The 24718-nt window shown below is 74.3% G+C and carries 17 protein-coding genes; 9 read left to right on the top strand and 8 right to left on the bottom strand.

Going from position 1 to position 24718, the window contains the following annotated elements; genetic code table 11:
- The first annotated feature begins 76 nt into the window (after positions 1-76).
- From ACWH4W_RS17100 to ACWH4W_RS17090, 3 genes are all read left to right on the top strand, one after another.
- Positions 77-1138 carry an SDR family oxidoreductase gene (locus ACWH4W_RS17100; protein ID WP_473076587.1) on the top strand — a complete coding sequence of 354 codons (1062 nt, stop codon included), beginning with the start codon at positions 77-79 and terminating at the stop codon, positions 1136-1138.
- Positions 1139-1227: 89 nt separating this feature from the next.
- On the top strand, positions 1228-8721 hold the full coding sequence (locus ACWH4W_RS17095) for an SDR family NAD(P)-dependent oxidoreductase (RefSeq protein ID WP_473076586.1): 7494 nt from the start codon (positions 1228-1230) through the stop codon (positions 8719-8721).
- Between the two features lie 112 nt (positions 8722-8833).
- A complete protein-coding gene (locus tag ACWH4W_RS17090) occupies positions 8834-9613 on the top strand; it encodes a thioesterase II family protein (protein ID WP_473076585.1) in 780 nt (259 codons plus the stop codon).
- A 76-nt stretch (positions 9614-9689) separates the two neighbouring features.
- On the opposite strand, the gene ACWH4W_RS17085 is transcribed toward ACWH4W_RS17090, so the two are convergent.
- From ACWH4W_RS17085 to ACWH4W_RS17075, 3 genes are all read right to left on the bottom strand, one after another.
- Entirely contained in the window at positions 9690-10592 is a 903-nt protein-coding gene (locus ACWH4W_RS17085) for an acyl-ACP desaturase (RefSeq protein WP_473076584.1), read from the bottom strand.
- Between the two features lie 174 nt (positions 10593-10766).
- Complete coding sequence (locus ACWH4W_RS17080; RefSeq protein ID WP_473076583.1) at positions 10767-11288, bottom strand: hypothetical protein; 522 nt, start codon at positions 11286-11288, stop codon at positions 10767-10769.
- Between the two features lie 317 nt (positions 11289-11605).
- Positions 11606-12208: a TetR/AcrR family transcriptional regulator gene (locus tag ACWH4W_RS17075; RefSeq protein WP_473076582.1), complete on the bottom strand. Its 603-nt coding sequence runs from the start codon at positions 12206-12208 to the stop codon at positions 11606-11608.
- Between the two features lie 116 nt (positions 12209-12324).
- Here ACWH4W_RS17075 and ACWH4W_RS17070 point away from each other — a divergent pair, with 116 nt between their 5' ends.
- Together ACWH4W_RS17070 and ACWH4W_RS17065 are read left to right on the top strand one after the other, a co-directional pair.
- Positions 12325-13233 carry a carbon-nitrogen hydrolase family protein gene (locus tag ACWH4W_RS17070; protein ID WP_473076581.1) on the top strand — a complete coding sequence of 303 codons (909 nt, stop codon included), beginning with the start codon at positions 12325-12327 and terminating at the stop codon, positions 13231-13233.
- Positions 13230-14579, top strand: coding sequence for an APC family permease (locus tag ACWH4W_RS17065; protein WP_473076580.1), 1350 nt, complete (start codon positions 13230-13232; stop codon positions 14577-14579). Before ACWH4W_RS17070 ends, ACWH4W_RS17065 begins: the two co-directional genes overlap by 4 nt.
- A 465-nt stretch (positions 14580-15044) precedes the next feature.
- On the opposite strand, the gene ACWH4W_RS17060 is transcribed toward ACWH4W_RS17065, so the two are convergent.
- The gene (locus ACWH4W_RS17060) at positions 15045-16568 is read right to left on the bottom strand and encodes a potassium/proton antiporter (RefSeq protein WP_473076579.1); all 1524 of its coding nucleotides are present in this window, start codon (positions 16566-16568) and stop codon (positions 15045-15047) included.
- A gap of 361 nt (positions 16569-16929) precedes the next feature.
- Here ACWH4W_RS17060 and ACWH4W_RS17055 point away from each other — a divergent pair, with 361 nt between their 5' ends.
- The gene (locus ACWH4W_RS17055; protein WP_473076578.1) at positions 16930-17361 is read left to right on the top strand and encodes an NfeD family protein; all 432 of its coding nucleotides are present in this window, start codon (positions 16930-16932) and stop codon (positions 17359-17361) included.
- 4 nt (positions 17362-17365) lie between these two features.
- Positions 17366-18388, top strand: a complete 1023-nt coding sequence (locus tag ACWH4W_RS17050) for an SPFH domain-containing protein (RefSeq protein ID WP_473076577.1) — start codon at positions 17366-17368, stop codon at positions 18386-18388.
- 63 nt (positions 18389-18451) lie between these two features.
- On the opposite strand, the gene ACWH4W_RS17045 is transcribed toward ACWH4W_RS17050, so the two are convergent.
- From ACWH4W_RS17045 to ACWH4W_RS17030, 4 genes are all read right to left on the bottom strand, one after another.
- Positions 18452-18970 carry an O-acetyl-ADP-ribose deacetylase gene (locus ACWH4W_RS17045; protein ID WP_473076576.1) on the bottom strand — a complete coding sequence of 173 codons (519 nt, stop codon included), beginning with the start codon at positions 18968-18970 and terminating at the stop codon, positions 18452-18454.
- Positions 18967-20376 (bottom strand): phytoene desaturase family protein, encoded by a 1410-nt coding sequence (locus ACWH4W_RS17040; protein ID WP_473076575.1) that lies wholly within the window; start codon positions 20374-20376, stop codon positions 18967-18969. The genes ACWH4W_RS17045 and ACWH4W_RS17040 overlap by 4 nt, the downstream gene beginning before the upstream one ends.
- Before the next feature lie 134 nt (positions 20377-20510).
- Positions 20511-21356, bottom strand: coding sequence for an inositol monophosphatase family protein (locus ACWH4W_RS17035; protein ID WP_473076574.1), 846 nt, complete (start codon positions 21354-21356; stop codon positions 20511-20513).
- Between the two features lie 102 nt (positions 21357-21458).
- Entirely contained in the window at positions 21459-23285 is a 1827-nt protein-coding gene (locus ACWH4W_RS17030) for a gamma-glutamyltransferase family protein (RefSeq protein ID WP_473076573.1), read from the bottom strand.
- 284 nt (positions 23286-23569) lie between these two features.
- On the opposite strand from ACWH4W_RS17030, the gene ACWH4W_RS17025 reads away from it, so the two are divergent.
- Positions 23570-24175, top strand: a complete 606-nt coding sequence (locus ACWH4W_RS17025; RefSeq protein ID WP_473076572.1) for a hypothetical protein — start codon at positions 23570-23572, stop codon at positions 24173-24175.
- On the top strand, positions 24156-24569 hold the full coding sequence (locus tag ACWH4W_RS17020; protein WP_473076571.1) for a hypothetical protein: 414 nt from the start codon (positions 24156-24158) through the stop codon (positions 24567-24569). Before ACWH4W_RS17025 ends, ACWH4W_RS17020 begins: the two co-directional genes overlap by 20 nt.
- Positions 24570-24718: the final 149 nt, after the last annotated feature.

The raw sequence follows: 24718 nt of genomic DNA, 5'->3' as shown, positions 1-24718 counted from the left end.
CGCGTCCGGCCCGGGCCCGGACGATCGCGTCCGGCCCCGTCACCGGCCGGCCGGACGCCGGTGCCCGGGGGCGTATGTGCTGACCGCGGTCACCGGTGCCACCGGCTTCCTCGGTCTGCACCTGGTAAGGGAGTTGCTGGCGCGTCGGCACCGGCTGCTGCTGCTCGCCCGCCCGCACCCACTTCCGGCGCCCGTGCGCGTGGAGCGGTTCCTGCGAGCGTGCGGCGCGGACGCGGAGGAACTGCGGGCGGCGCGCACGCACCTGCAGACGCTGCAGATCACGCTGGAGGACGGCTTCCTGGGGCTGGGCCGGGAGCACTTCCAGCGGTTGGCGGACCGCGTCGGCGTCCTGTGGCACTGTGCGGGCGACATCTCCTTCGGCGCGTCCCTCCAGCAGGCGCGGCGGACCAACGTCGACGGGACCCGGCACGTGCTGCGGCTGCTGACGGCCGGGGAGCGGGACCCCCTGCTGTGCCACGTCAGCACGGTCGCCGTGGCGGGGGCCCGTCCCGACGGGATCGTCGAGGAGAAGGAGCTGGACGCCCCCTCCGGTTTCAACACTCCCTACGAGCAGTCGAAGTTCGAGGCCGAGGACCTCGTCCACCGCTGGGTCCGCGAGTACGGCGGCCGGGCCCTGGTCTTCCGTCCCAGCTGCCTGGCCACCCGCCGTCCCACGCACCCCGACCGCCCCCGCCATCCCCTTCAGGTGCTCGCGAGGCAGGTCGGTGCCGTGCTCCGCCGGCACCCCGGACTCCTCAGGACACCCGAGCCGGTGCCCCTGCCGGTGCCCGCGGGCGCCGGCACCAATGTCCTGCCGGTCGAGCACGCCGCGTACGCGATGGCGGAGGCCGCCGCCCGGCACACCGGCGGCCAGCCGCGCATCTACCACGTCGTCAACCGCCGCAACCTCCCCGTGACCGAGGTCATCGCGGCTCTCGGCGGCCACTTCGGCGTCCTCGTGGACACCACCTGGCGTTCCCTGCCAGGCCCGCAGGACCTGCGGCACACGCTTCCCGCCTACGCCCACTGGCTGTCGTTCTCCCGCACCTACGAGGACGCCAACCTGGCCCGGCTCGGGCTCGCCTGTCCCGGCCGGCCCGTCGTCGACCGGGACTACGTCGCGGCGGCCCTGCACTGACCGGCGCCTCCTCAGGGACCACCGCCTCCTCCCCTCACCACGACCGCAAGGAGACCGTGTTGCGCACGCCGCCTTCCCCAGGGCACGACATGCCCGTCGCCCTCGTCGGAGCCGCCTGCCGCCTGCCCGGCGGCATCACCTCGCTGGACGGGTTGTGGACGGCCCTGAGCGAGGGGCGGGACCTGGTCACCGAGGTTCCGCCGGACCGCTTCGACGCCTCCCGGTACCTCGACCGGGACCCCCGCCGCCCGGGCAAGACCTACACCGTCGCCGGCGGGTTCCTCCAGGACTGCGACCGGTTCGACGCCGCCTACTTCGGCATCTCCCCGCGCGAGGTCGTCCACATGGACCCGCAGCAGCGGCTGTTGCTGGAGATGGCGGTCGACGCGCTGGACGACGCCGGGATGGACGCCGACCGGATCGCGGGGTCGGACACCGCCGTCTTCATCGGCTGCGCCGGCTCGTCCGCCCCCGCGATGACGGGCGCCCTGCCGGACGAGACGGACGCCTACACGATGACCGGTGGGGCGAACTCCATCGTCGCCAACAGGCTGTCGCACGTCTTCGACCTGCGCGGTCCGAGCATGGCCGTCGACACCGCCTGCTCGTCGGCCCTGACGGCGGTGCACCAGGCCTGCGAGACGCTGCGCACCGGCCGCAGCCGCATGGCGTTCGCGGGCGGCATCGGCCTGATGCTCGACCCCCACCCGTACATCGGGTTCGCCAAGGCGTCGATGCTGTCCCCGACCGGCCGGTGCCGGGCCTTCTCCGCCGCCGCCGACGGCTTCGTACGGGCGGAGGGCGGCGGACTGGTCGTCCTCAAACCGCTCGCCGACGCCCTCCGTGACGGTGACCGGGTGCACGCGGTGATCCGGACCAGCGGCGTCAACAGCGACGGACACACCCAGGGGATGGCCCTGCCCAGCAGCGAGGCGCAGGAGGAACTGCTGCGCACGCTCTACCGGGACGCCGGGGTCTCCCCCGACGAACTGGTGTACTTCGAGGCGCACGGCACCGGCACGCAGGCCGGGGACCGCGCCGAATGCCGGGCTGTCGGACGGGCGCTCGCAGCGGCCCGCACCCGGGGGCCGTTGCCCATCGGGTCGGTCAAGAGCAACCTGGGGCACCTGGAGGCGGCCTCGGGCATGCCCGGCCTGCTGAAGGCGTGCCTGGTGCTGCGGCACCGGCACATCCCCGCCACCCTGCACGCCGAACCGCTCGCCGACGACATCGACTTCGCCGGACTCGGACTGGAGCCGGCGGTCGCCTCCAGGCCGGTGCCGCCCTGCGAAGGGCGCGGCCTGGTGGGGGTCGGCTCCGCCGGCTTCGGCGGAGCCAACGCGCACGTCCTGCTCGAGGCGCCGCCCGACCCCGTCCCGGCGGAGGAGGCCGCCGCCGGGACGGGGGGCAGGACGCTGCCCGTGCTGGTCTCGGCCCACACCGAGGACGCCCTGACGACCGCTGTGCACCGGATGGCCGACCACCTGGAGGGCGTCGCACCGGACGCCTTCTACGACACCGCCTGGACCGCCTGCCGCCGGCGGCGCCTCCACCCGCACCGCGCGGTGGTGCTGGCCCGCACCCCGGAGCAGGCCGCCGACCGGCTGCGGGAGCGGGCGGCTTCCCCGGCCCTCCCGCCGCCGCCCGTCAGCGGCCGGGCCGTGAACGGCAGGGTGGTGTTCGCCTTCTCCGGCAACGGCTCGCAATGGCACGGCATGGGGGCCGACCTCATGGCGGCGGTGCCCGCGTTCCGCGCCGCCGTGACGGAGGCCGACGCCGCCCTGACCCCGCTGCTCGGCTGGTCGGTGGCCCGCGAACTGGCCGTACCGGGAGAACCCTCCCGCATGGACCGCACGGAGATCGCGCAGCCGGCCCTGTTCGCGCTCCAGATGGGTCTCGTGGCCGCGCTGGCCGAACAGGGGGTGCGCCCGGACCTGGTCCTCGGGCACAGCGTCGGGGAGATCGCCGCCGCCTGCGTCGCCGGCGCGCTGGACCTGCCCGCCGCCGCCCGGGTGGTGGCCGAACGCAGCCGGCTGCAGGGCACCACCGCCGGCAGCGGCCGCATGGCGGCACTGGGCCTGCCCGAGCGGGAGGCCCGCGTCCTGCTCCTGCCCTACGGCGGGAAACTGGAGATCGCCGCCGTCAACAGCGTGCGCGACGTCACCGTCAGCGGCGACGAGGAGGCGCTGAAGGAACTGGGCCACCACCTGGCCGACCGCGACGTCTTCTTCCGCCCGCTGGAGCTGGACCACGCCTTCCACAGCCGGCTCATGGACCCGCTCGCCGAGCCCATGAAGGCGGCGCTGGCCGACCTGGCCCCGGGCGCGCTGCGGCTGCCGTTCGTCTCCACCGTCACCGGCGTGCTCCGGCACGGGCAGGAGGGCACCGGCCTGGACGCCGGGTACTGGTGGCGGAACCTGCGGCGCCCCGTGCTGTTCGCCGAGGCCGCCGCCGTGGCGCTGGAGGAGGGCTGCGGCGCACTCGTCGAGATCGGCCCGCACCCGGTGCTCACGGCCTATCTGCGCCGGGCCGCCGAGACGGCGCGGGTGCCGGCCGTGGTCCTGCCCACCCTGCGCCGCCACCGGCCGGGCGCGGACGCACTGGACGAGACCGTCGGCGGCGTCCTGGCCGCCGGGGCCGGGGACTGGACCGCGTTCTTCCCCGTGCCCGGAAAGGTCACCGACCTGCCCCCGTACGCCTGGCAGCGCGAGACCCACCCGAGGCCGCCCGTCACGTCGTGGACCCGCACCTGCGGTGACGGCACTCTCGACCACCCCCTGCTCGGCGAACGGGCCGCTGCCCTGGAACCGGGCTGGCACCAGCGCCTCGACCCGGTCCGGCTGCCGTGGCTGGCCGACCACAAGGTGGGCGGCGCGGTGCTGATGCCGGCCGCCGGATACGTCGAGGCGGCCCTGGCGGCCGGGAGCCGGGTCCTCGACGGGCCCGTCGAGGTCACCGCGCTGACCTTCCGGCCGCTCACCCTGCCCTGGAAGGACCCGGACATGAACGTCTGGCTGCACACCTCCCTGTCCGACGAGGACGGGGTGGTGCGCGTGGCGAGCCGGGCCGGCGGCCCCGGGCAGCCCTGGCGGCTCCACGCCCGCGGCCGGGTGCGACGCCTGCTCGGCAGGGCCCCCGGAGCCCCCGACGGCACGCCGCAGCGGCAGTTCCCGCACGACGCCGGGCCGGACGAGGTGTACGACCGGGCCCGTCGCAGCGGCCTGGACTACGGACCCCGCTTCCGCGTGCTCGACCGCGTCCGCACCGACGGCCGCGAGGCGGTGGCCCACTACCGCGCCGATCACCTCGACACCGAGGGCTACCTGGCGCACCCCGCGATCCTCGACGGCGCCCTCCAGGCCGGTGCCGTGCTGCTGGACGGCACGGACGGCCTGACGTTCCTGCCCGCGGCCGTCGACACGGTCCGCGCCTGGCGGCCGCCGGCCGTCACCGGACACGTGCGGGTACGCGAGCGGTCCGCCACCGCCGCCGAGGTCGTCTGGGACGTCACCGTCCTCGACGAGGACGGCACGGTCTGCGTGGAACTCCTCGGCTGCCGGCTGCGCCGCTTCGACACCGGGGCCGGGCCGGCGGTCGGCGAGTACGTCACCGAACTGCGCGCCGCCCCGCGCCCGGGCCACGCCGGCGCGGCGGTCCCGCTGCCCCGCCCGCGTGCCGACGGAGCGGCGTCCGCGACGTCGCCGGTCGTGGTCCTGTCCGAGTCCGAGGCGCGCCGGGGGCTGGCGGTCGTGGACGCGTTGAAGCGGATGACGGCGCATTTCGCGGTACGCGCCGTCGAGGAGATCCTGCCGGGCGGGGAGCGGTTCACCTGGTCCGGGCTGAGCGGTGCCGGGGTCCTGCCCGAGTACGAACCGCTGCTCGGCGTCCTGCTGGAGGTGGCCGAGGAGCACGGTCTCGTGGCGGGCGCGGACGCCTTCCGCTCCGGGGCCGCCTGCCGGATCCTCTCCCCGGGCCGTCCCGGGGAGACGGTGCGGTCCCTGGCGGCCGGGCCCCTGCGGCGCGGCCCGGAGCTGGCCGCGTACGGCATGTGCGGTCAGCGGCTTCCGGACATCCTGACGGGGCGCTGCGACCCGTTGGAACTGCTGTTCTCCGAGTCCGGCCGGCACCTGACCGAGGAGCTGTACACCTCCTCGCTCCAGTCCGAGGCCGCCCACCGCGCCATCCGGTCCTGCGTGCGCGCCCTGGCCGAAGCATGGCCCGCCGATCGTCCGCTGCGTGTGCTCGAGGTCGGCGCCGGCACCGGCGCCACCACCCGGGTGGTGGCGCCCCACCTGCCGCGCGGACGCACCCAGTACGTCTTCACCGACGTCTCGGAGTCCTTCTTCCCCCGGGCCCGGGCCCGGCTCGCCGCCCACGACTTCATCGAGTACCGGACGCTGGACCTCAACCGCGACCCACGGGAGCAGGGCTGCACGGAAGGGGCGTTCGACCTCGTCCTCGCCTCCAACGTCCTGCACGCCACCGAGGACGTCCGGGCCGCACTGGGCGGACTGTCCTTCCTGCTCGCGGACGGCGGCCACCTGCTGATGCAGGAGATGCACGACACCGCGGCCTGCGCCCTGGTGTTCGGGGTGCTGAAGAGCTTCTGGAACCGGACCGACCTCGCGGAACGCCCCCGCACCCCGCTGCTGCCGCAAGCACGCTGGCGTGAGCTGCTGCGGGAGACCGGCTTCGGCGACGTGACGCACGCCGACGCCGGCGGCGGGCTGGCCCGGGTGGCCTCCGTGCTCAGCGCGCGGCGAGCCCACCGCCCCGGCGCCGTCGCGGCGCCTCCGCTGCCGCGGGCGTCCGAGGGGTCCGCCTGGATCGTCGCCGCGGAGCCGGACTGCGACCTGTCGGCCGGACTGGCCGAGGCGCTGGCCGCGGCCGGCGGCACGGTCCGCCGCATCGGGCCGGACGCCGCTGCCGAGGCCTGGGACGGTCTGCTGCCCGGCGGCGGCTCGCAGGCCTCGACGGTCACCGTCGTCCTGGTCACCGACACCGGCCCGGACGCCTCGACACCCACCGCGCGGGAGGCCGTCGCCCGCTCCGCGCGGTACACGGCGGCGTTGCGGAACGCGTCAGCGCTGCTGTCCCGTCTGCCCCAGGCCCTCTCGCCCTCGCTGTGGCTGGTGGCCCCGGCCGACGGCGCCGCACCCGCGCCCGAACCCGTGACCGTCCCCGCCGCCGCGGCCTGGGGCGCGGCGCGCTCCCTCGCCAACGAACACGCCCGGATCACCGTGCGGCGACTCGCGGCGGACTACGGCGGCGGAGCGGACGCCGTGCGGCGGATCACGAACGAGCTGCTGGACCCGGGCGACGAGGACGAGATCGTCACCACGCGCCACGGCCGGTTCGTGACCCGTGTGACGGACCGCCCGGCCGTGTCCGAGGCGACCGCCCGGCCGCGGCCGGGTGCCTACGCCCTGCGCGTCCGGCGTCCCGGCCCCGCCTACGACCTGGTGTGGCGCCCCGTACCGCCGCCCGCGCCGCCCGGCCCCGGCGAGGTGTCCATCGAGGTCCGTGCCGCCGGTCTGAACTACCGGGACGTCCTCCAGGCACAGGCCGTGCTGCCGCCGCAGCCCGGCCCCGACGGCCTCCGGGAACACCCCGTCGGCTACGAGTGCGCCGGGATCGTCGCCGCCGTCGGCGAGCAGGTGTCCCGCGTGGCCCCCGGCGACCGGGTCTGGGCCGTCGCCCGCGGCGCGCTGTGCTCGCACCTGACCGTCGACGCACGGGCCGTGGGCCGCGTCCCGGACGACATGGACCTCACCGCGGCGGCCACCGTCCCCCTCGCCCAGCTCACCGCTCAGTACAGCCTCGGCCACGTCGCCCGGCTGAGCCGGGGACAGACCGTCCTCGTGCACGCGGCCGCCGGCGGCGTCGGCCTCGCCGCCGTCCAGTACGCCCAGCGGGTCGGTGCCCGCGTCATCGCGACCGCCGGCACAGCGCACAAGAGGAACCTGCTGCGGCTGCTCGGCGTCGACCACGTCGCCGACTCGCGCACCCTCGCCTTCGCCGAGCAGGTCCTCGACGCCACCGACGGGCACGGCGTGGACGTGGTCCTCAACTCCCTCAGCGGGGAGGCCGTCACCCGCAGCCTGGAACTCCTGAAGCCCGGCGGCCACTTCGTGGAACTCGGCAAACGGGACCTGCACGCCAACGAACGCCTGCTGCTGGGCCCGTTCCGGCGTGCCCTGACCTTCTCCGCCGTCGACCTCAACGAGATGGTCCTGGAGAACCCGGAACAGGCCAGGCACCACGTCGACCTGCTGGCCGAAGGCGTCACCGCCGGCGACCTCCGGCCGGTTCCGCACTGGGTGCGGCCCGCCGCCGAGGCCGCGGAGGCGTTCCGGTTGCTCCAGCACTCGCACCACGTCGGCAAGCTCGTCCTGACCTTCGACCAGCCGCCGCCCCTCCTTCCGCATCCCGTGCGCGGGCCGCTCGACCCGGAGGGCGCCTATCTGGTGACCGGCGGGCTCAGCGGCTTCGGCGCGAGCACCGCGCGCTGGCTCGCCGAGCGCGGTGCCCGCCACCTCGCCCTGGTGGGGCGCCGGGGCGAACGGACCCCAGGCGCCGCGGAGATGCTGGAGGACCTGCGCGCCCAAGGCGTGCGGGCCACGGCGTACACCGCCGACGCGGCCGACATCGAGGCGATGCGCACCGTCTTCCAGAACGCCGAGGACCGCGGACACCCGGTGCGCGGCGTCGTGCACGCCGCTATGCACCTGGACGACGCCCCCCTCGCCGCTTTGGACGACGCGCGCGTCGCGGCGGTCCTCACCCCCAAGATCGGCGGAGCGCTGGTCCTCGACGAGCTGACCCGCGGCAGGGACACGGACCTGTTCGTCCTGTACTCCTCGGCCGCCGCGCTCATCGGCAACCCCCATCAGGCCCCGTACGTCGGCGCCAACCTCGCCCTGGAGGCCCTCGTCCGGGCGCGCCGCCGGCGGGGGGAGACCGGGCTGGCCGTGCAGTGGGGCGGCATCGACGAGGTCGGCTATGTGGCGCGGCTGGAGCTGAACGAAATGCTGGAGAGCAAGGGCATGGGGCTGCTGGCCCCCCGCGAGGCGCACGCACGCCTGAGCCGGCTCCTCGCAGAGCCGACCGAGGTCGTCGCCGTGGGCCGGATGACGTGGGACGCGCTGCGCTCGTTCTGCCCCGCGGCGGACGCCCCCCGTCTGAGCCCGGTCCTCGCACCCGCGGAGCAGGTGGCCGGGCACAGCGGCGACGACCTGCGCCGGCAACTGACCGCCCTGCCACCGCAGGAGGCTCGTCCTCTGGCGCTGAGGGCACTGGCGGAGCTGGCCGCCGCCGTCCTGCAGACCACGCCGGAACGGGTGCCGGCGGAGCGGCCGCTGGGCGAACTGGGCATGGACTCGCTGATGGCGGCCGAACTCGCGGTCCTGGTGCAGCGCCACTTCGACTGTGAGATCCCCACCATCGAGGCGGTCGCCAACCCCACCCTGACCGCGCTGGCCGACCTGGTCCTCGGACAGTACGCGTCCCGGGCCGTCACCCCGGCCCTGCCGGCCCAGCAGACCGGCGCCCGGCAGGACGCCGCAGCCACCGCACGACCGTGAGGAGCCCCCGGCGCCCGGGTCCGCCCCGCGGGCCCGGGCGCCGGGGGCCACCGGACCGCTGTCCCCGCAACGGTCCCCATCCCCGTCAGAACGACCGGAAGGACCCTCCGAGGTGATCGCGTACGACGGCACGGAAACCACGGCCCCCTGCCCGTGGACCTCGGGCACCGTGCGACGCCCGGACGCCGCGGCACGCCTGTACTGCCTGCCCTTCCTGGGCGGATCCGCCGACTTCTTCCTGCCGCTGGTGCGCGAACTGCCCGGCTGGGTGGAGCCGTGCCCCGTCGAACTGCCCGGCCACGGACGGCGCCTGCGGGAACCCGCCGTACGTGACGTCCCGGAGCTGGCCCGGTTGCTGGCCGAGGTGGTCGACCGGGACGCCGCTGACCGCCCGTTCGCCTTCTTCGGTCACTGCAGCGGCGGACTCCTCGCCTTCGAGGCGGCGCGGCAGCTGCGGCGCCGGGCCCGTCCGCAACCGGCGCTGCTCGCCGTCTCCGCCACACACCCGCCTCACCGGTGGCATCTGATGACCGCCGGGCTGGGGGCACAGCCCCTGCACCGTCTGGTGCCCCTGTTCCGGGAGCTCACCGCGCGGCGTGCGCTGCACGTGTCCGGCGCGAACGCGGTGCTCAAGCGCGAGGTGAGCGTCTACCTGCGGTACCGGCACGAGGACGAGGCCCCGCTGGACTGTCCGATCAGCGTGTTCGGCGGACGCGAGGACACCCTCGTCCTGGTGGACGCCCTCGGCGCGTGGGCGGATCTGAGCCACGGCCGCGTCCGCGAGCGCGTCTATCCCGGCCGGCACTTCTACGTCGACGGCCAGTGGCCCGACATCGCACGCAGTCTCACCCGGGACCTGCGGGAAGCGCTGGGCCCGTCCCGCGAGCCGTAGGCGCTGCCGTCGGGCAGGGCCGGGGAGCACGCGGTCCGGGCCGGTGGAGGAGCGTACCGTGGGGCGGGGGGGGTGGTCACACCGTGGCGGTGCCGTCCAGGTTCATCGTCGCGAAGAGCGCGCGGAAGCGGGCCGCGTCCCTCCCCAGCTGCTCGAGGTGCAGGCCGATGCGCTCGCGCGCGTGGTCGCCGACGGCGGTGAAGTCGGTGCGCTCCTCCACGCCCAGCGCGCGCAGCAGCGGCAGCAGCACGCGCTCGCGGTGGACGTCGAGGTCGTAGATACCGGCTGCGGCGATGCGCAGCGACCGTTCCTGGAAGCCGGGCAGGGCGGCGCCGGGCATCTGGAAGTCGCAGATCACCTCGGCCAGGGCGGTGACGGCGGCGTCCGGAGCGAGGTCCAGGGCGGCCCGGTAGAGGTCCCGGTAGAACAGCATGTGCAGGTTCTCGTCCGCGGCGATGCGAGCGGTCAGCTTCTCGCCGAGTGGGTCGCCGCACGCCCTGCCGGTGTTGCGATGGGCCTCCCGGGTGGCCATCTCCTGCACGGTGACGTAGGCCAGACCGTGCAGCACGTCGGGATGGCGGCCGTCGTATCCGCGCGAGACGTGCTCCATGCGCTGCTCCTCCAGGAGCACCGGGTCGAGGGCGCGACGGGCGTGCAGGTAGCTGCGCAGCGCGTGGGCGTGCCGGTCCTCCTCCGCCGTCCACCGGTGCACCCAGGTGCCCCAGGCGCCGTCCCGGCCGAAGAGCGTCGCGATCACGAAGTGGTAGCTGGGGAGGTTGTCCTCCGTCAGCAGGCTGACGGTGAAGGAGTCCCGCACGGCCGCGGACATGACGGACTGGCCCTCCCGCCAGGGTTCGCCGTCCAGCGGGCCGTCGTAGTCGGTGGCCTCGCTCCAGGGGGTGTAGGCGTGCGGGAACCAGGGTTTGGCGGCATCGAGATGGCGGTCGAGCAGTCGTGCCACGACCGGTTCCAGGGACATGAGGACGCCGGTCGGCGCGAGAGCGGAATCATCGGACACAGGGGCCTCACACAAAGGGGGGTGTCCGCCGGACGACGACGCACCGGCCGGGTCATGCGGTCCGGTGGCCCGGCCGGCCCCGCTCGGCGGACGGGGAGCGGAACGGCCGGCCCCGCTCCCCGGGGAAGGGGTCTGCTACCAGCCGGTCTTCGCGCCGTCGTAGGACTGCCGGCAGGTGGCGTTGGTCGCCTGGGCGGAGAGCTCCTGCATGGCGTTCCGCCAGACCTTCTTGGCCACGGTCTCCAGGTCCCTGGTCTGTGCCGGAAGGGTGGGCGCGTACTTCTTGAACGCTGCCATCGCCGCGGTGGTGAACTTGTTGCACACCGGACCGCCGGCGTTCTGGTAGCCGGCGTCCAGGTCCCGCGCGACGGCCGGCCCGTTGGCGGTGGCCCAGTTGTTCCACGCCGTGCACGCACGGTCCGTGAAGGCCTTCTGGTCGGCCTCGTCCAGCGCGCCCAGTTCGTTCATCAGGGTGCTCTTGACCTTGTCGGGGACCGTGAACTGCTGGACCGGGAACTTGTCCTGGGCCTCGGCGATGGCCGACAGGCACGAGGGAGGCAGCTCCACCGCGTGCGCGGGCGTCTGCACCGTCAGCAGGGGAACGGAAAGCAGGGCGACGACGACGGCAGCGCGTCGGCAGGTACGACGGATGGTCATGGCGGCAGGTGCCTCCTCAAGAGGGACGCGGACGTTCGGGCGGGCCGGAATGGCGACCCGATGAGGTAAACGGCCGAAGTCCGCACGGGTCACGCGGCGTCCGCCGGCACCGGGGACCGGCCCGCCGCCCGTGGCCCGCGCCGCGACCGCCCCGTCGCACCCCGTCGGGGGGCGCGGCGGTGCGGTGCCGCGGTCTTCGGGGCGCCGGCTCCCGGCGGCGGGCTGCGCCGGCGCGCCCGGCTCCTCGTCCGCGAAGGCCTCCGCCGCCGGCTGCGGGGTGGGGGGCGTGGGGGTGGAGCGGGCGTGCCGGTCGTGTGTCAGGTGAGGGCGGAGTTGCCGGTCACCGTGCGGGCGTGGGCGAACAGCCGCGCCTCGATGTCCGCCGCTGTCACGGTGCCGATCAGCAGGTCCATGGCGTAGCCGTCCTCGAGGGCGATGAAGGACCGGGCGAGCTCCCGGGGGGTGTCGATGAGGGTGAAGGTCCCGTCGTCCTGGCCGTGTGCGAGGACCTGGCGGTACAGCTCGGTCTGCTGCTCGACGAAGAGCCGGTACGCCTGTCCGACCGCCTCGTCGCGCAGGGCGACGGGGAAGAGCTCGAACAGCAGCCGGGTGCTCCGTTCGCCCGCCCCCGGCCAGGGCACCCCGCTGCGGATGCACGCCCTCAGCTGTTCCACCGGCCCCTGGGCCGCCGCGATCGCCTCCTCGCGGATGTCGAAGTAGGTCGCGGCGGCGTCCCGGAAGACCGCTGAGAAGAGTTCTTGCAGGTCGGAGTAGTAGTAGAGCACGGAGGCGGGGGTGACGCCCGCCTCCGCGGCCACGTCCCGCAGCTTGACCGCGGTGGCCCCGGTGCCGGTGACGGCCCGTGCGGCCGCTTCGATCAGCTGAGCGCGTCGTTCCGCCTGGTTCCTCGGTCGGGGCATGGCCCACATGCTCGCACACGTGGTTCTTTTCCCGCCCCGCACCCATTGACCCTCCGCCGATTCATTAACTAAATTTCATTTAACGAATGTGTCCCGACCCACACACTTGGTGTTCCATGTCGCGTCCTCTTCCCCTTGCCCTGGCTCAGGCCCCCCGGCGTCCCGCCGGTGACCTGGACGGTTTCGCCGCCGACGTCGCCCGGCGCGTCCGGGGCCTGCCCGCGCAGCCGTTGGTGGTCTACCCCGAACTGCACCTGTGCGGCGCGCCGGACGGCTCCGGCCTGCTCCCCGCGGACCTGCCGAAGGCCACCGCCGAGCCGCTGGACGGCCCCCGTGACGCCGCGCTCGCGCAGATCGCCGGGGACCTCGGGGTGTGGCTGGCCCCGGGCAGCGTCTACGAGCGCGGCGACGACGGCCGTGTCCACAACACCGCGGCGGTGTACTCCCCGCGCGGTGAACGGGTCGCCTCCTACCGCAAGATCTTTCCCTGGCGGCCCTACGAGCCCACGGCCCCGGGCGGTGAGTTCACCGTCTTCGAGATGCCCGGCGTCGGCCGCGTCGGACTGTCGATCTGCTACGACGCCTGGTTCCCCGAGACCACGCGCCACCTCGCGTGGATGGGGGCGGAGCTGGTGCTCAACTTCGTCGAGACCGGTACCAGCGACCGGGCCCAGGAGATCGTCCTCGCCCGGGCCAACTCCATCGTCAACCAGGTGTTCACCGCCAGCGTCAACTGCGCCGCCCCCGTGGGCACCGGACGCAGTCTGCTGGTCGACCCCTCCGGCACCGTCCGCTCGCAGGCCCCGGCCGACGGTGACACGACCCTCACCGACGTCATCGACCTCGACGAGGTCGGCAACATCCAGCAGTTCGGCACCGCGGCCCTGAACCGCCCCTGGCAGCAGTTCCGGCCCGACGACAGGCCGCTCGCCCTGCCCCTCTACCAGGGCCGCATCGACCCCGCCACCTGGAGCGGCCGCACCCGCCCCGGCTCCGCCCCCTCCCCCGCAGAGAGCACGCCATGACCGGTCAGCCCACCCGGATGAGAGGCGACCTCGGCCTCCTCTCCATCGTCCTGTTCGGCCTCGCCTACATGGCCCCGGCCGTCGTCACCTCGACCTTCGGCGTCATCGCCGCCACCAGCGAGGGCGCCGCCCCCACCGCCTACCTCGTCGCCACCGGGGCGATGCTGCTGACCGGCCTCAGCTACGCCAGGATGGCCCGGATCGTCCCGTCCTCGGGTTCCGTCTACACCTACGCACGGCGCATGCTCGACTCACGGTTCGGCTTCCTGGCCGGCTGGGCCATGCTCCTGGACTACCTGTTCCTGCCCATGGTGGCCTTCCTGGTGCAGTCGATCTACCTGCACGCGCAGTACCCGTCGGTGCCGCAGTGGCTCTGGCTGGTGATCAACATCGCGTTCGCCACCGCCGTCAACGTCATCGGCCTCAAGGTGGCCGACAAGGTCAACAAGACCCTGCTGATCGCCGTCACCGGCTGCCTGCTGGTCCTTCTCGTGCTCTGCGTCCGCCACGGCCTCGGCCACGGCGGGACCGCGGCGGCCGGCGACGCGCTCTGGAACGGCGCCACCAGCGTCTCCGCCGTCACCGCGGCCGCGGCCGTCGCCGCCTACGCCTTCCTCGGCTTCGACGCCGTCAGCACGCTCAGCGAGGAGGCCCGGGACCCGCAGCGGACCATCCCGCGGGGCATCGTGCTCACCGTGCTCGCAGGAGGTGTGGTCTTCGTGGCGCTCTCCTTCGCGATGCAGTGGGCCCACCCCGGCGGCGCCTTCGCCGACGAGTCCTCGGCCGGCTACGCCGTCTCCGCCCTCGTCGGCGGCCAGGGCTTCGCCGACGTCGCGAACACCATCACCATGCTCGGCGGCTTCGCCTCCTGCGTGGCCATCCAGGCCAGCACCAGCCGGCTGATGTTCGTCATGGGCCGTGACAACGTCCTCCCCCGGCCCGTCTTCGGACGCCTGCACGGCAAGCTGCTCACTCCGGTGCCGAACGTCCTCATCGTGGCCGCGGTCGCACTCCTGGCGACGACCCTGACCCTGGCCGACGCCACCTCGTTCATCAACTTCGGCGCCTTCCTCGGCTTCACCGTGGTCAACGTCTGCGTCATCGCCTACGCCGTACGGCAATGGCGCTCGGGCAGCCGCCCCTCGCTGTTCGGCTTCGTGCTCCTGCCCCTGGCCGGCGCCGCCGTCGACGTCTACCTGCTCACCCAGCTCGACGCCACCGCGACCAAGCTGGGACTCGGCTGGATGGCCATCGGCGTCGTCTACCTCGTCGTCCTCACCAAGGGCCTGCGCCGGCCCGCGCCCGAGCTGCGGGTCGACGACCGGGAGCCGACCGCGGCGCACTGAGAGGCCGCTGTCCGCGCCGGTCCACCCCACCGCCGCGCTGTCCGCGGGTCCCGCCCGGCGCCTGTCCTGCCGGGCGGGACGGCACATTCCCGGACCGCCCGGCCGGCACCCCGAGGCGCCCGGCCCCGCGCACGCCGTTCCGGACCGCCTCCCCTTCTCCGGCGGGCTCAGCGTGCCCTTCGTGACGGGAGACGTCCGCGCACCGGCGGAAGAGGTCGTTGGACCCGGTGCTGCGGGCGAAACCCCACGGGGCCGCGTCGCCCGTGTCCCCCTTTGCCCGATGGACGAGGGGCTTCGCGCCGCCCGAACGACGGACGAGTGTGCGGGAGGGGCGGGGACACGGCATGCGGGAACGCGGTACGCGGGACCTACGGGTACCGGCCGTCGGTCCAGGCGCACGGGCATGTCCGCCTTCCGCGAGTGCCACCGGCCGGGAGGAGGCGATCGCGACCGGCCGGCGCGCCGTCAGCGGCCCGTGGGGGTGCCTTCCGGTTCCGGCGTGCCGTGTTCGCCCAGCCAGCGGGCGAGCTTGCCGCGGCGGCCGATGGCCCGCAGCCGGCGTTCGGTGTCCTCGCGGGTCTCCGGGGTGGCGATGAGCAGGAGTTCGTCGCCGGCGCGCAGCACGGTGTCGCGGTCCGGCACCACCGTGGCGCCGTCGCGGACGATCAGGGTGACGACGGTCGGGTGCGGCAGCCGCAGTTCGAAGACGGCCACGCCGTGCAGCCGGGAGCCCTCCGGGATGCTCACCGTGAGCAGGTCGGCGTCCAGGACGTCGAGCGGCGCGGCCTCCACCTGGATCTCGCGCAGCGCGTCGGTGCGCACCAGGCCCAGGCGGCGGGCGACGGCGGGCAGCGTGGGGCCCTGGAGCAGGGTGAACAGGGCCACCAGCACGAACACGATGTTGAGGATCTCGCGGGCGTGCGGCACCTCCTCCACCACCGGGAAGGTGGTGAGCACGATGGGGACCGCGCCGCGCAGGCCCGCCCAGGAGATGAACGCCTGCTGCCGCAGGGGGATCCGGAACGGCAGCAGGCAGAGCAGCACGGAGACGGGCCGGGCGGCCAGCAGCAGCACCAGGCCGACGACGAGGGCCGGCAGTATCGCGCCGGACAGCTCGCTGGGGTCGACGAGCAGGCCGAGCATGACGAACAGGCCGATCTGGGCCAGCCAGCCGGCGCCCTCGGCGAAGGACCGGGTGGCGGCACGGTGCGGCAGCTGGGAGTTGCCGAGGACCAGACCGGACAGGTAGGCGGCGATGATGCCGCTCGCGCCGACCGCGCCGGCGGCGGCGAAGGCGATGATGCCGAAGCCGACCGTGGCCAGGGGGTAGAGGCCCGTGGCGGGCAGCGCGATGTGACGCAGCGCGACGGCGCCCAGGAGCCCGGTCAGCACGCCGAGCAGGCCGCCGGCCGCCAGCTGGAACAGCAGGTTGCCGAAGAGGGCCCCGATCGCCGGGGCGTCGGAGGTGGTGGTGGAGAAGACCAGTACCAGGATGATGGTGGGCGCGTCGTTGAAGCCGGACTCGGCCTCCACCAGCCCGGTCAGTCTGCGGGGCAGGGGCAGCGCCCGCAGCACGGAGAAGACGGCGGCGGAGTCGGTCGAGGAGACGATCGCGCCGAGCAGCAGCGCCACGTTCCAGTCCAGGCCGAGCAGCCAGTGCGCGCCCGCGGCGGTGACCAGGACGGAGAGGAACACCCCCACGGTGGCCAGCACGCCGGCGGGCGCGACCAGCCTCCGGACGTCGCTCCACTGGGTGGTCAGACCACCTTCCACGAGAATGACGGCCAGGGCGGCGGTGCCGAGCGCCTGGGCGAGCTGGGCGTCGTCGAACCGCAGGCCGAGACCGTCCTCGCCGGCCACGATCCCCACCGCGAGGAACAGCAGCAGACTGGGCAGACCCACCCGGTGCGCGGTGCGGGCGGCGGCGATGCTGGCCAGCAGCACCGTGCCCGCGATGAGCAGCGTCACGTACAGCTCGGGCAAGGTCATCGATCAGTTCCTCGTACCGTCCTCGGCCGTCCGTCCGTCGCCGGTGTCCCGGCCCCTCCGACGACGCTGTGCATCACGATCACACCGGGCGGGGCGGGACAGGCGCACATACACGCCCGGCGGGCACCGGCGTCAACGGGATCAAGGGGGCCGTTCGAACCCTCGCCCGACAGGGCGGTCCGGCGCCATAAGGGTCATCACCCAATTGGAGGCGTGCCGGACATGTACGGCGGGAATGCTCGGTGCACGGACCTCGGCACCCGGGCCGCCACTGGGTAAAGTGGGAGCAAAGGTGCCGGTCCCTCCGCGTGCCGGCCGGCGCCGGCCGAAGCCCTCCACCCCGGGTGAGAAGAGGCGCGACATGGACTCCTGGCTGATCTGGCTGATCGTCGCGGCCGTCCTGGCCGTGGCGGAGATCTTCACCCTCACCGCCGCCCTCGGCATGCTGAGCGTGGCCGCGCTGGTCACGGCGGGAGTCGCGGCGGCCGGCCTGCCGCTCGGGGTCCAGCTCGTCGCGTACGCCGTCCTCGCCTCCGTCACGCTGGTCTTCGTGCGCCCCCTCGCCCTGCGCCACATGGTGCGTCCGCAGGGTCCGCGCTTCGGCGTGGACGCGCTGGTGGGCAAGCCCGCGCAGGTGCTGACGGCCGTGTCGGGCACCGGCGGCAGGGTCCGTATCGACGGCGAGGAGTGGACGGCCCGCAGTTACGACGAAACGCTGGTGATCTCGCCCGGGGCGACCGTCGACGTCATCGAGATCAGTGGCGCCACCGCGATCGTCTACCCACGGGACTGAAGCCATGGACATCTCCGCCTCCCTCGTCGCCGGCCTGCTGATCGCGCTGATCGCGATCTTCACGGTGATCCGAGCGGTGCGCATCGTGCCCCAGGCGCGCGCTCGCAACGTGGAGCGGCTGGGCCGCTACCACAAGACCCTGACCCCAGGGCTCAACCTCGTCATCCCGTACATCGACCGGGTGCACCCGCAGATCGACCTGCGGGAACAGGTCGTCTCCTTCAGGCCGCAGCCGGTCATCACCGAGGACAACCTGGTCGTCGAGATCGACACCGTGCTGTACTTCCAGGTCACCGACCCGCGCGCGGCCTTCTACGAGATCGCCGACTTCCTCCAGGCGGTGGAGCAGCTGACCGTCACCACGCTGCGCAACGTGGTCGGGTCCATGGACCTGGAGAAGACGCTCACCTCGCGGGACACCATCAACAGCCAGCTGCGCGGGGTGCTGGACGAGGCGACCGGCAAGTGGGGGCTGCGGGTCAACCGGGTGGAGATCAAGGCCATCGACCCGCCGCAGTCCATCAAGGAGGCCATGCAGAAGCAGATGCGCGCCGAGCGGGACAAGCGGGCGGCGATCCTGGGCGCCGAGGGGCAGCGCCAGTCGCAGATCCTCACGGCGGAGGGCGACAAGCAGGCGGCGGTGCTGCGCGCGGAGGGCAACCGGACCGCCGCGGTCCTGGAGGCCGAGGGTCAGTCGCGCGCCATCGACGAGGTGTTCCAGGCGATCCACCGCAACGACCCGGACCCCAAGCTGCTCGCCTACCAGTACCTGCAGGCGCTGCCCCAGCTCGCGCAGGGGCAGGGCAACAACTTCTGGATGATCCCCAGCGAGATCACGACGGCGCTGCAGGGCGTGTCGAAGGCGTTCAGCGAGTCGCTTCCCCCGTCGCCGGCCACCCGGGCGAAGCCCGCGGTCGACGACGAGGCCGCGGCGAAGGCCGCCGACGACACGGCACGGGCGGCCCAGGCGGCGGCGGAGGCGGTCGCCGACGCGGCGGAGGCGGACCGGCGCCCGCCGAAGATCTGAGGGCCGGGGCGGACGCCCGGCGCCCCTCGCGCCCGCGGCCGGTGCCGGCCGACGGGCCCCGCGTCAGGCGGCCGCCGCCGCGAACGCCTCGTGGGCCCGCTCGTCGAAGAGGACGAAGGTGATCTGCTCGACCGCCGTGTCCGCCGCGCGGACCGCCTCCACCGCGATGCGGGCCGCGTCGGACAGGGGCCAGCGGTAGGCGCCCGTGGAGATCGCGGGGAACGCGACCGTACGGGCGCCCAGGTCGTCGGCGACGCGGAGGGAGGACCGGTAGCAGGAGGCGAGGAGGGCGGAGCGGTCCTCGGTCTCGCTGTACACCGGGCCGACGGTGTGGATCACCCAGCGGGCGTCCAGGCGGCCCGCGGTCGTGGCGGCGGCCTGTCCCGTCGGGAGCCCCCCGCCGTACCGGGAGGCGCGCAGGGCGCGGCATTCCGCGAGGATCTCCGGGCCGCCCCGGCGGTGGATCGCGCCGTCGACGCCGCCCCCGCCGAGCAGGGACGAGTTGGCCGCGTTGACGATCGCGTCGGCGCTCTGCCGGGTGATGTCGCCCTGAACGAGGGTGAGCGTGGGAGCGGGGGTCATGTCTGTCGGAGCCTCCTCCATACCGCCTTGGCGGCGTTGTGGCCGGGCATGCCGTGCACGCCGGGGCCGGGCGGGGTGGCCTGCGAGCAGATGTACACGGCCGGGTGCGGTGTCGTGTACGGGAACAGCGACAGCTTGGGGCGCAGCAGCGCCTGGAGTCCGGAGACCGCTCCGGTGGCGATGTCGCCGCCGACGTAGTTGGCGTTGCGCGCGGCCAGTTCGGGCGGGCCGGCGGTGGCGCGGGCCAGGACGCGGTCGCGGAAGCCGGGGGCGAAGCGCTCCAGTTGCCGTTCGATCGCGTCGGTGAGGTCGCCGGTCCAGCCGTGCGGGACGTGTCCGTAGGCCCAGAAGACGTGCTTGCCGTCGGGGGCGCGGGTGGGGTCGACGACGGAGGGCTGCACGGTGATGAGGAACGGCGCGTCGGGGGCGCGGCCCTCCCGGGAGGCGGCGCGCAGGGCGGCGCCGATCTCCGCGCTGTCCGCGCCGATCTGCACGGTCCCGGCGGTGCGGGCCTCGGGGGCGGTCCACGGGACGGGCCCGTCCAGCGCGTAGTCGATCTTGAAGACGCCGGGCCCGTAGCGGTAGCGGGCGTAGTGCTCGCCGAAGCCGGCGATGCGGGCCAGCGCGGTGGGCGAGGTGTCGAAGACGTACGCGCGTGCCGGGGGCAGGTCGTCGAGCCGCTTGACCTCGTAGTCGGTGTGCACGGCGCCGCCCAGGTCCCGCAGGTGTGCGGCGAGGGCGTCGGAGAGCGCCTGGGAGCCGCCGCGGGCGACGGGCCAGCCGCGGGTGTGCGCGGCGAGGGCGAAGACCAGGCCCACGGCCGAGGTGGCGAAGCCGCCCAGCGGGGCCATCACGTGGGCGACGAGTCCGGCGAAGAGGGTGCGGGCGCGCTCGTCGCGGAAGCGGCGGGCCAGCCAGGTCGACGGCGGCAGGCCGACGAGGCCGAACCGGGCGAGGGTGACCGGGTCGCGGGGCAGCGCGGTCAGCGGCAGCGACATGACGTCGCGGACCAGGGTGTCCCAGCGGTGCAGGAAGGGCGTGACGAGCCGCCGGTACGCGCCGGCGTCGCGCGGTCCGAAGGAGGCGGCCGTCTCCCCGACCGAGCGGGCCAGCACGGCGGCCGTGCCGTCCGGGAAGGGGTGGGCCATGGGCAGCTCGGGGTGCAGCCACCGGAGCCCGTACCGCTCCAGCGGCAGGCCGCGGAAGGCGGGCGAGCTGACGGCGAGGGGGTGGGCGGCGGAGCAGGGGTCGTGCCGGAAACCGGGGAGGGTCAGCTCCTCGGTGCGGGCGCCGCCGCCGACGGTGCCCTTCGCCTCGAAGAGGGCCACCGAGAAGCCGCGCCGGGCCAGCTCCACGGCGGCGGTCAGCCCGTTCGGCCCCGCCCCCACCACGACCGCATCGAGCATCGACGGCACCTTCGGACTCCTTCGTCAGCCGACGGCCACTGAGGGATCAGGATATGCCGGGCCGTGCACGGGCCCGGAGGGCGTCCGGTCGCCCGCCTCGCACCGGCCCGCGCGCCGTCCCGGGTCCCGCACGGTCAGACCGCCCGCGACAGCAGCTCCACCACCCGGCGCGCGGTGGCCTCGTCCCGCGCCGCGGTGAACGGCAGCGTGTTGCCGCCGCGGATCGCGAACGGCCTGCCCGCACGGGTGAGGTGGGCGCCGCCCGCCTCCTCGACGAGCAGCACCCCGGCCGCGTGGTCCCACGCCAGCTCCCAGTTGAACGCCGTCGCGTCCAGCTCGCCGCGGGCGACCGCCAGATACTCGAGACCGGCCGAGCCGCAGGGGCGCGGGGCCACGCCGTCGGTGCGCAGGCCGAGCAGGGCGCGCTTCTGCTCGTCGCTGGTGAAGTCGGGGTGCGAGGTGGCGACCCGGAGGTCCCGGCCGGCCTCCGGGGAGCCGGAGCGCAGCGGCTCGCCGTCGAGGCGGGCCCCCTGCCCGCGGACGGCGGTGGCCAGGTGGTCACGGGCCGGGGCGTACGTCCAGGAGGCGTGCACCACTCCGTCCAGGGCGAGGGCGACCAGGGTGCAGAAGCCGGTCTCGCCGCGCACGAACTGGCGGGTGCCGTCGACGGGGTCGACGATCCAGACCGGCGCGTCCTCCCGTATCGCCTCGTACGACGACGGGTCGGCGTGCACGCCCTCCTCGCCGACCACGACGGAGCCGGGCAGCAGGCGGGGCAGCTCCGCCGTCAGGTACCGCTCGGCCTCGCGGTCGGCGTCGGTCACCAGGTCGTGCGGTCCGCTCTTGCGGTCCACCTCGTGGGCGGCGAGGCGGCGCCAGCGCGGCACGATCTCCCGCGCGGCGGCCTCGCGGACCGCGGCCTCCACGTCGTGGGCGTGCCGGGTGAGGAACTCGTCGATGGTCGCGTCGGTCTCGATCACTCCTCCATGAGAGCACGCGCCACCGACAGCCCCTGCCCGGCCCGGGGCGGTCTCGGGCGCGGGCGGCGCGGAAATGGGCTGCCCGCACCCGGGGCCATGGGCTCAGCGGCCCACCGCGTACCCCTGCCGGCCGCGCGGGTTGGCGGCCGCGGAGAGCACGCCGGTGTCCGGGTCGCGCGCGACCGCGCACAGCCGTCCCTCGGACCAGGCGCCGCCGACGGTGACGTCGTGGCCGCGGCGGCGCAGCTCCTCGATCACCTCCGGACCGGTGCGGGACTCGACGGTGACGCTGCCGGGCCGCATGCCGCGGGGGTAGAAGGAGCCGGGGAAGCTGTCGTTGTGCCAGTTCGGGGCGTCGATGGCGCCCTGGAGGTCGAGTCCGCCGCGCACCTCGGCGCGCAGGACGACGGCGAGGAAGAAGTGCAGCTGCCACTGGTCCTGCTGGTCCCCGCCGGGGGTGCCGAACGCCATGACCGGCACGCCGTCGCGCAGGGCGAGGGACGGGGTGAGCGTGGTGCGGGGGCGGCGGCCCGGGGTGAGGCTGTTGGGCAGGCCCTCCTCCAGCCAGGTCATCTGGAGCCGGGTGCCGAGCGGGAAGCCCAGCTCGGGCACGACGGGGTTGGACTGGAGCCAGCCGCCGCTGGGCGTGGCGGAGATCATGTTGCCCCAGCGGTCGACGACGTCGAGGTGGCAGGTGTCGCCGCGGGTGCCGCCGTCGGCGGAGACCTCCGGTTCGCCGGGCACCGGGGAGGCGGGGCTCTTGGCGACGGTCGGCTCGCCGACGCCCATCAGGCCGGAGCCGGGCCCGTCGGCGGCCGCCACGCACGCGTGGGCGGCGAGCCGGGGGGTGCGGCCGCCGGGGCTGCCGGGGCGCAGGTCGTGGGAGGCGCGGGGGCCCACCAGGGTGCGCCGCTCGGCGTTGTACGCGGCGGACAGCAGGTCGTCGACCGGCACCTCGGCGGCGTCGCCGTACCAGGCCTCGCGGTCGGCCATGGCGAGCTTGCAGTTCTCGATCAGCAGGTGCAGGTAGGCGCCGGAGCCGTACGGCGGCAACTCGTCGGGAAGCAGGGCGAGTTGCTGGAGCAGCACCGGGCCCTGGCTCCAGGGTCCGGCCTTGCACACGGTCCAGCCGTCGACGTCGTACGTCACCGGGTCCTCGTAGGTCGCGGACCAGGCGGCGAGGTCCTCGGCGGTGAGGGTGCCGGTGTGGTGCCCGCCGCTGGTGTCCAGGGTGGGGCGGGCGGCCTGCCGCACCAGGGCCTCGGCGATGAAGCCGGTGCGCCACACGTCCCGGGCGGCCTCGATCTGCGCCTCCCGGCCGCCGGCGCCGGCGACCTCGGCGAGCAGCCGCTTCCAGGTGGCGGCGAGGGCGGGGTTGCGGAACAGCTCCCCGGGGCGGGGCGGGCGTCCGCCGGGGAGGTAGACCTCGGCGGAGGTGGTCCACTCCGTCTCGAACAGCTCGCGCACGGTCTCCACCGTCGCGCCGACCCGCTCCACGGGCGGGTGGCCGTCCTCGGCGTAGCCGATGGCGTACTTCAGGACGTCGGCGAGGGACTTGGTGCCGTGGTCGCGCAGGAGGAGCATCCAGGCGTCGAAGGCGCCGGGCACGGCGGCGGCGAGCGGTCCGGTGCCGGGGACGAGGTCGAGCCCGAGCCCCCGGTAGCGGGCGACGGTCGCCCCGGCCGGGGCGACGCCCTGCCCGCACAGCACCCGCACGTCCCCGCCGGCCGGGGCGAGCAGCATCGGCACCTCGCCGGCCGGGCCGTTGAGGTGGGGTTCGACGACGTGCAGGACGAAGGCCCCGGCGACGGCCGCGTCGTAGGCGTTGCCGCCGTCCTCGAGGACGGCCATGGCGGACTGGGAGGCCAGCCAGTGGGTGGAGGACACCATGCCGAAGGTGCCCTGGAGGGTGGGGCGGGTGGTGAACATAGGGCCTCTCACCTCGCTGTTTACGTGTCGCGGCCCGGCTGATGGGCACTCAGGACGGGTCCTGGGAGAATCTGGGGAGTGTGCGCCGGCGGCCTCCTCCCCCCGCTCCCCCGGAAGGCTATCGATCGCCCTGCGCCCCTTCTTCCCCGCCTCCGGCGCGAAGTGGGCGTAGTGGTCGGGGGTGATGGTCGGCGACGAGGGACGCATACGTGTGCCTCAGCACGGGGGAACCGTTCTTCGGAGCGGCTTGCCGCTGCCACGGTTTCGCTCCCTCGGCCCGCGGCATGATGACACCTGCTCTGGCCCGGACGGCCGCCACCCCTGCGGATGCGGGCACGACGACGGTCACCGATCCCGACGGCGAGGTCACCAAGGTCACCGACCCGCTCGGCCACTCCCGCCACGCCACCTCCAAGAACCACCTCACCCAGACCGCGATCGACGCGATGGGCACGGGTGCGGACGGCACCGGCGGCAACACCACCACCTACGGCTGGGACGACCGCAACAACCCCGTCTCCCAGAAGCTCCCGACGGGCGCCACCGCCCAGGTCTCCCAGTACCAGACGATCGCCGGCACCGACCTGCCCAGCGACATGACCGGCACCAACGGCCGCAAGGACACCTTCACGTACGACACCAACGGCAACACGCTGTCGGTCACCATCGACGACAACGGCCGCCCGGAGAAGATCAGGACCACCCCCGGCACGCAGACCTTCGTCGGCCTCGCCTACAGCTACAAGAACACCGCGGGCAAGGACACCACCAAGATCCGTACCCGCACCGACAACCTCACCAAGTACACGACCACCTACACCTACGACTCCCAGGACCGCCTCACCTACGCCCTGGAAGCCGACTCAGCAGGTGCGCGGAAGGCGTCGTGAACACCCCCGCACGGGCGAGACCTGGACCGACCACAGCCAGCTCTCCGGCATCACCGCGAGCGGCACGACCTACGACCTGGTCCACGCCGGCACCACCAACCACGAGCGCACCAAGCTCGGCTCGACCTGGTTCCACCACACGGCCCTCGGCCTGGCCTCCACGTCCACGAACGGCGTCGACACCGGATTCATCCGCGAACCGGCGGGCACGCTGAACTCCGTGACGACTGAGGGGAAGTCCTCCTACTACCTCACCGACGACACCGGCAACGTCCTCGGCCTCGCCGACGACACCGGCAAGCGCACCCACACCTACGCCTACGGCCCCACCGGCCTGCCCCGCGGCACCACCACCGAGGCCGTCCCCCAGCCCTACCGCTACGCGGGCAGGTGAGCTCTTGCTCCACACGGCCATCGTGTGGGTGCCGTACAGCGACGGACTGACCAAGTGGTCGTTTGTCGGCACCGCAGTCGCTATGGCGGTGATCTGGGTGATCTTCCGCCGCCGTCGCTGACGGTATCGCTTGGCTGTGCGCCCGACGC

It is taken from the genome of Streptomyces sp. DSM 120436, from assembly GCF_055778765.1.
Note: the sequence above shows the minus strand (reverse complement) of the source record. Positions and strands in the feature narration are given on the sequence as shown.